This is a genomic window from Psychrobacter sp. T6-1 (genome assembly GCF_052258445.1).
On sequence record NZ_JBQQFC010000665.1, the window covers coordinates 1 to 766 of the forward strand.

General features: G+C 47.0%; 1 protein-coding gene. It reads right to left on the reverse strand.

The window, feature by feature from the left end:
• Positions 1 to 766, reverse strand: a 766-nt coding sequence (locus ACTXGO_RS16535; RefSeq protein ID WP_443575115.1) for an amidohydrolase family protein, incomplete at both ends; no start/stop codon positions are given.

Below are 766 nucleotides of genomic sequence, written 5' to 3' on the forward strand. Positions count from 1 at the left end.
AAGATATTCATCATGTTACCGTTGCCCGCTGGATACCAAGGATCATTGATAGAATCTTGACCAAAAGAGATGTTGATCCCATTCTCCCAAAATTCCTTCACTCGCGTGAGGCCACGACGCTTGGGATAAGTATCTTGGCGACCTTGCAAATAAGCGTTTTCAGTAGGCAGCGCAATGAAGTTCATCTGCGATTGCTCAAACAGTCCCATCATGCGAAACGCATAAGCATCGTCTGCTGAACCAAATGAACAGGTATGGCTAGCCGCCGTACGCGTACCGATATCTTCAATCATTACCAAAGCATTTAATAATTGCACGTGGCGACTCATTGGATCGTCAGTTTCATCACAATGCACGTCGATAAGCTTGTCATACTTAAGCGCAAGTTCAACCGTCTTACGCACAGAATCTTGCCCGAACTCGTATGCCCATTCAAAATGTGGAATGCCGCCGACGCAGTCCGCGCCCATCTTTAACGCCTCTTCCATCAACTCAACAGCCCCTTTATAGGCGTACATGCCCTCTTGTGGGAAAGCGACAATCTGAATAGTGACGTTGTCTTTTAGCTCTTCGCGCAGCTCCAGCATGGCTTTAAGTCCAGTCAAATCAGGGTCACAGACGTCAATATGGATACGAATGTATTGCACCCCTTTGGACACCTCTTCTTGAATACCTTTAAGCATCCGCGCTTTAGCATCTTCAAAAGTTTGCGTCTTTTTGACATCGTGCCAGCGAGCAATACCTTCGAACAAGGTACCTGTGGCGT